This is a genomic window from Kaistella yonginensis (genome assembly GCF_030409525.1).
GTDB lineage: Bacteria > Bacteroidota > Bacteroidia > Flavobacteriales > Weeksellaceae > Kaistella > Kaistella yonginensis.
The window spans coordinates 1-6,435 of record NZ_JAUFQB010000042.1 but is presented as its reverse complement, the minus strand read 5'-3'; the positions used below and the strand labels follow the sequence as shown (position 1 = coordinate 6,435).

General features: G+C 36.1%; 7 protein-coding genes. 4 read left to right on the top strand and 3 right to left on the bottom strand.

The window, feature by feature from the left end:
* Positions 1–122 precede the first annotated feature (122 nt).
* Entirely contained in the window at positions 123–614 is a 492-nt protein-coding gene (locus QWY78_RS09415) for a metallophosphoesterase family protein (protein ID WP_290219180.1), read from the bottom strand.
* Positions 615–938: 324 nt separating this feature from the next.
* Here QWY78_RS09415 and truA point away from each other — a divergent pair, with 324 nt between their 5' ends.
* Together truA and QWY78_RS09405 are read left to right on the top strand one after the other, a co-directional pair.
* Positions 939–1,670 carry a tRNA pseudouridine(38-40) synthase TruA gene (gene truA, locus QWY78_RS09410; RefSeq protein ID WP_290219176.1) on the top strand — a complete coding sequence of 244 codons (732 nt, stop codon included), beginning with the start codon at positions 939–941 and terminating at the stop codon, positions 1,668–1,670.
* 91 nt (positions 1,671–1,761) lie between these two features.
* Positions 1,762–3,504 (top strand): ABC transporter ATP-binding protein, encoded by a 1,743-nt coding sequence (locus QWY78_RS09405; RefSeq protein WP_290219174.1) that lies wholly within the window; start codon positions 1,762–1,764, stop codon positions 3,502–3,504.
* On the opposite strand, the gene QWY78_RS09400 is transcribed toward QWY78_RS09405, so the two are convergent.
* Both QWY78_RS09400 and QWY78_RS09395 read right to left on the bottom strand, forming a co-directional pair.
* Positions 3,501–3,968: an FEKKY domain-containing protein gene (locus tag QWY78_RS09400; RefSeq protein ID WP_290219172.1), complete on the bottom strand. Its 468-nt coding sequence runs from the start codon at positions 3,966–3,968 to the stop codon at positions 3,501–3,503. The two genes, QWY78_RS09405 and QWY78_RS09400, sit on opposite strands and share 4 nt — an antisense overlap.
* Before the next feature lie 115 nt (positions 3,969–4,083).
* Positions 4,084–5,370, bottom strand: a complete 1,287-nt coding sequence (locus QWY78_RS09395; RefSeq protein WP_290219171.1) for an aldehyde dehydrogenase family protein — start codon at positions 5,368–5,370, stop codon at positions 4,084–4,086.
* A gap of 266 nt (positions 5,371–5,636) precedes the next feature.
* Here QWY78_RS09395 and gcvH point away from each other — a divergent pair, with 266 nt between their 5' ends.
* Positions 5,637–6,014 (top strand): glycine cleavage system protein GcvH, encoded by a 378-nt coding sequence (gene gcvH, locus QWY78_RS09390; protein WP_290219169.1) that lies wholly within the window; start codon positions 5,637–5,639, stop codon positions 6,012–6,014.
* 55 nt (positions 6,015–6,069) lie between these two features.
* Entirely contained in the window at positions 6,070–6,366 is a 297-nt protein-coding gene (locus QWY78_RS09385) for a VanZ family protein (RefSeq protein WP_353960526.1), read from the top strand.
* Positions 6,367–6,435 lie beyond the last annotated feature (69 nt).

The following is a 6,435-nucleotide window of genomic DNA, read 5'->3' as shown; positions in this document are numbered from 1 at the left end:
TTAAAAATAGTAAAAAAGTTATTTCCGAAAATTTTTTTTGAGCTTTAAGGGCTCAAAATTTTTCAGAATAACTTTTCAACTTACACAGTTAGTGGGACACTACCCGGTTAAAGTTGCTCCAATTATTTCTTTCCCAATTCAATCACTTCTAAATTTTCAATCTGATCACCTTTGATGTCGAAACGCATCATCGTCCTCATTTGATGCCATCCAACTTTTCCCATCGCACCGGGATTCAAGTGCAATAATTTATTTTTCTGATCATACATCGCTTTCAGAATATGAGAATGGCCAGAAATAAACAGTTTTGGTGCTTTTTCTTCGATTTCTGTCTTGGCTAGCGGGGTGTATTTTCCAGGATAGCCACCGATGTGGATCATCAGAACTTCTACATCTTCGCATTTAAACCGCAATAGTTCTGGAAAAATTTTCCTGATTTCTGTACCGTCGATATTTCCGTAAACGCCACGTAAAGGTTTTATTTTCTCCAGTTTTTCAATCACCTCCAAGTTTCCGAAATCACCGCAATGCCAAATTTCATCTGCGTTTTTCGCGTATTCTAAAATTCGGTCATCGATATAGGAATGAGAGTCGGAGAGGAGGAGTATTTTCATTGCGTAAATTTCTTACTTTTTTTTAAAACCACAAAGCCATGGAGGTTTTTGGAAAAAATCAGTGTAATTCTGTGGAATCAGTGTGCAAAATTAACTCCAACGAGACCAAGTTTTTTAAAAAAGTTTATAAAAAAATTTGGGTATTGCTGGCAATAAAATTTCCCAGGAGTTTTTCGAAAGTACAAACGGTCTGAGGTTCTAGCCCCGGGTGAAGTGGAAATCCTTTTTTGCCTCAGCAAAAAAGATTGCAACGGAAAACGGGACTGCTTTTTAAGTGTAGATCGGCCTTTTGTTGCTCCTAAAAATTCTGTAAATTTGAAGCCGATGAGGTATTGTATTGAATTTTCTTATTCTGGTAAAAATTATTTTGGCTATCAAATCCAGCCCAACGAAATTTCTGTACAGGAAGTTTTAGAGAAAGCGCTATCGACCATTCTGCGTGAAGAAATAAAAATCACGGGCGCGGGTAGAACCGATACAGGCGTACATGCGAAGAAAATAATCGCCCATTTTAATACGGAAAAAAAGCCTGGTGAGCAACTGGTGTATCAATTAAATAGTTTTTTACCCGAGGATATTGCGGTAAAAAAGATATTTGGTGTGAGAAATGATTTTCATGCCCGGTTTGATGCGACTTTTCGAACGTATGAATATTACATTGATTTAGAAAAGAATCCTTTCACACAAGATTCTGCCTGGCAAATTTGGAAAAGAGATTTGGATGTTGACCGGATGAATGAAGCCTGCAAAATCCTTTTTGAATATGAAGATTTCACCAGTTTTTCGAAATTGCATACTGAAAATAAAACCAATAATTGCAAAATTTTCAAGGCTTATTGGGAGCAGAATGGTTCTGAATTAAAATTTACCATTTCGGCCGATCGGTTTTTGCGAAATATGGTTCGCGCAATTGTAGGAACGATGGTTGAAGTTGGCAATGGCAAAATTGAAGCGTCTGATTTGCGCAAAATCATCGAAGATAAAAACCGCAATTCCGCCGGAACTTCAGCACCAGCTCAGGGACTTTTTTTAGTTGACGTGGGTTATGATTTTTAGCGCGTTAATCGTCTCCATAGCAAAACTCAATTTTTAGATCACGCTCATCGCAGCAAAATTCTGTATTTTTGCAAAGAATTTTTAAATAAATATGAAGAAACAATCGACTTGGGAAATCATTAAACGGCTATTTGTAATCGGAATGAAATTTCGGTCTTGGTTTATTATTACCTTAATTATTTCCATCGTATTATCGATTATTTCTACCTATCGACCGTATCTTACGATGCAAATAGTCGATACCGACATTATCCAACTCCGCGATAAGGGATTGATGATGAAACATATTTATATTTTGGTTGCTTTGGTGTTCGGCGAAACGATTCTGAATTTCTTCCTGGTTTATTTCTCTAATTTTATTTCACAAAATGTAATTCGTGATATTCGCGAGCGCTTGTACCACAAATTAATTTATTTTCGTACTTCTTTTTTTGATAAAACTGCCATTGGGCAATTGGTAACCCGTGCAGTTGGCGATGTAGAAACCATTGCAACGGTGTATACGGATGGTTTCCTTATGGTTTTCGGCGACATTTTGCGTATCGTTTTCGTGCTGATTATGATGTTTCAGGTTGATGTTCACCTCAGTTACATCTCTTTGGTAATTCTGCCTTTGATGGTTTTGATTACCCGGTTTTTTCAAAAAAGATTGAAGAAAGCATTTACGGATGAACGGGTCTGGACTTCTAATCAGAATTCATTTGTGCAGGAAAGACTCTCCGGAATGTCGATCGTGCAGGTTTTTAACCGGCAAAAGGCTGAATTTAAAAAATTTGATGACATCAATATTACCTTGAAGCAAGCTTTGCTGAAAACGGTTTTTATCTTTTCCTTATTTTTTCCGGTGGTCGAATTAATCTCTTCTTTATTTATCGGGTTTATCCTGTTCTATGGCGGATTTATAACCATAACACCGGGAGCGGTAATCGCTTTTATTCAGTTTATTTCGATGTTAATTCGGCCACTTCGCCAAATTGCTGATCGTTTTAACAATATACAACGTGGTATTGTTGGCGCAGAAAGAGTATTGGGTATTATGGATGAAGACTTTGCCATGCCCAATAAAGGAAATATTGCAAAAGATCATTTTGATGGTAAAATAGAATTTAAAAATGTTCACTTTTCGTATGATGAAAAGCAAGAAGTTTTAAAAGGCATCAGTTTTAAAGTAAATCCAGGGGAAACCGTAGCCATTGTTGGTGCAACTGGTGCGGGGAAATCTACGATTATAAGTTTGATTACCAGACTATACGACATTAATTCCGGTAAAATTTTGTTGGATGATGTAGAGTTAAAAGAATATGAATTGTACAATCTGAGGAGCCATATTGGTGTAGTCCTACAAGATGTCTTTTTATTCCACGGAAGTATCTATGAGAATTTAGCTTTTGGCGATGAATCGGTAACTTTAGATAAAATAAAAAGTGTGGCCAGAGATATTGAAGTCGATGAATTTATTGAAAGTCTGCCTGATGGCTACGATTATGTAGTTCGCGAAAGAGGCTCCTCTATTTCTTTAGGTCAAAGACAATTGTTATCTTTTTTAAGAGCATACCTTTCTGATCCTAAAATTTTGATTCTAGATGAAGCAACCTCTTCCATTGACCACGAAAGTGAAAAACTAATCCAACGAGCAACCGAAAAAATTACCAAGAACCGAACCTCAATTATCATTGCACACCGGCTCTCAACCATCGTCAATGCTGATAAAATTATTGTGATGGATCAAGGAAGAATTGTAGAAGAAGGAAAGCATGATGAACTTCTTGAAAAAGGCGGATATTATTCGACGCTGTATCGCTCGCAATTGAAAGTGGAAGCGGCTAAAGATTAATTTAAACCAAAAGGAATCATTTTCAAATCATCCTTCCAAGCAGTCGTATATTTTTCGTTTAAATAATGAGCGATCAGTTGATTATTTAAGGATGCTATTTTCGAAATTCCTGTTGAAATAACACAGTTTTCAGTTTTCACTTTAATACCGAATTTCTTTTCAAAGTCTGAGTAATCCATAGAAACCATCCCAAAGACCACGAATGTTACTCGTTTTTCTTCCAGTAATAACTCCAGATTGTCTTCATCGGCATAAGTTAGAAAATCAACCTTGTTCATTTCGGTTTGGTGGGAAGGTTTCAACTTTTTTAAACCTTTATTATAATCAGTCTTAACGGTAATATTTTGATTTGTTTGTGCTAAAGTGGACGTAAGATCAGCTTGGATATCATTATTTTTGGTTTTCGTAGAACAAGAAAGCAAAAATAGCATTGCAACTGCTAGATTTAATTTAATAGAATTCATATTTCGGTTTCTAAGTAGACTAACAATATTCAAGAAAGTTAAATTTAATTATTGTCGACGAAAAAAAATTCGGTCAAATTACTTGAACGGATCTTCTATATAAAGGTTAAAAAGATTATTTTCCAACCACCGTTCTCACATTCACAAATTCTTTCAGAGCAACCATTGAGAGTTCGGTACCGTAACCAGATGATTTGGCACCACCAAAAGGCAATCGCGGATCAGAGCTTGTGGCTTTATTAATACTTACAGTTCCTGATTCTAAATGGTTGACATAAAATTGTTGTCTTTTTTTATCATTCGTCCAAACAGAATCCGATAATCCAAACGGAATATCATTGGCCAATTGTACCGCTTGTTGATCATCTTTTGCGATCATGACCATACCGAGCGGACCAAAAAGCTCTTCCTGCAAAATAGGATTGCCAGCTTTTACTTTAATTAAACCCGGTACAAATTCGGTGGAAGAAATTCTGGTGAGCGGCAAAATAATTTCTGCGCCGTTTTTTAGGGCTTTATTATATTGCTGTTCTAGCTCATCAGCCAAATCCTCACGAGCCATTCCTGCCATATTGGTTTTCTTTTTTAAAGGATCACCAGCCACAAATTTCTGATATTCTCGCACAAATATCGGCAGAAATTCCTTCTCCACCTTTTTTTGAATGATGAATCTCTTTGCGGCGTTGCAAGCTTGGCCACAATTCAGTAATCTGGATTTTGCGCCACTTTCCGCCGCGGCTTGCAAATCGCAATCATCTAAAACAATAAAAGCATCGCTACCACCCAATTCTAATAACGATTTCTTAATTTTTTGCCCAGCGATAGACGCTACCTCGGCTCCGGCTTTTTCACTTCCGGTTAAACTTACTGCTTTTATAATTGGATGTTCTAAAACAGTTTTTACTTCTTGATGCCCAATCTCTAAATTTTGAAAAACTCCTTTTGGAAAACCTGCTTGCAGGAAAATTTTCTCTATTGCATTTCCACTCCCAAAACAAATGGATGCATGTTTTAGAACCACGGTATTTCCTGCCAAAACTGCCGGAACGGCAAAACGAATCACTTGCCAAAAGGGGAAGTTCCAAGGCATAACACCCAAGATAACACCTTTTGGAATATAATGAATTTCAGAAACCCGAAATTCTGTTTTTATCTTTTCAGGTTTCAAAATATTTTCTGCCTCGGCATAGTAGCGAACCATCACAGCACATTTTTTAACCTCAGAAATCGATTGCGAAATAGGTTTGTTCATTTCCTTAGTGATAGTCTTTGCAAATTTTTCCGCTTCGTCATCCAGAATTTTTGCAAGTTTTTTCAGTAATTTTTGCTTTTCCTTAAAAGGAACTGTTTTCCAGCTCTCAAAAGTGATCTGTGCGCGTTTTAATTTATTTTCAATTTTCATTAATAATCTGATTTTAAGTGCTGTGTTTCTTTCTTTTTATAGAAATATCAGCTGCAATGAGGGTGAGTTGTTTATTTATAAAGACAAATTTAAGAAAACAAGACAAACTAAAGGATTGATGCGAACAATCATTATCATTTAAATTTAATAAAAAGTAGGAGTGTATCACTGTAAATAGGTGCGCTGACAAATCTCTTTATTAAAAAAGAGAGAATCTTTTGAATATCACATAATTTTAATTATTTTTGAACAATAAAATTATCAAAATGAATTTACCAGGCGAATTAAAGTACACTAAAGATCACGAGTGGGTTAAAATTGACGGGAACACCGCAACAATCGGAATTACAGATTTTGCACAAGGCGAATTGGGTGATATTGTTTTTGTAGATGTTGATTCTGTAGACGATGAACTTTCTGCCGGAGATGTTTTCGGAAGTGTAGAAGCTGTAAAAACAGTTTCTGATTTATTCTTGCCCTTGGGCGGAACCGTTTCAGCATTTAATACAGACTTAGAAGATCAACCAGAACTTTTAAATACCGACCCTTATGGCAACGGTTGGATTATTCAATTAGAAATTGCCGAAGGTGCTGATTACTCAGAACTCCTTTCAGCAGAAGAATACCAAGCCTCACTTGGATAAGGTTTCAAGAATATTTCGAAAGATTTTGCCCATTTATTGGGCATTTCTTACTTATATGCTGCTAAAACCGGGCGTAGAAAATCTAGAATATCCCTTTATGTTCGAGGGAATTGATAAAATTTTGCATTTAAGTATTTTTGCGCTTTTGGGTTTTACCTTTTTAGCCGCATTTCCAAAAATCAAATTTCCCACTTTTATACAAATCATGATTATCTATGGATTGCTCACCGAAATCCTGCAGGACGAAATGCATTTGGGCCGCTCCTTAGAAGGTCTGGATTTGGTCGCAGACATTATTGGAGTCCTGATCGGTTATATCATTTTCAAAAAACTTGTCCGTACTACGATATAGTATATTTTATTTTGATTCGTTTCCGCTCTTGCTTATTTATAATAGGTTTGTTATTCTTTTTGTTATTTT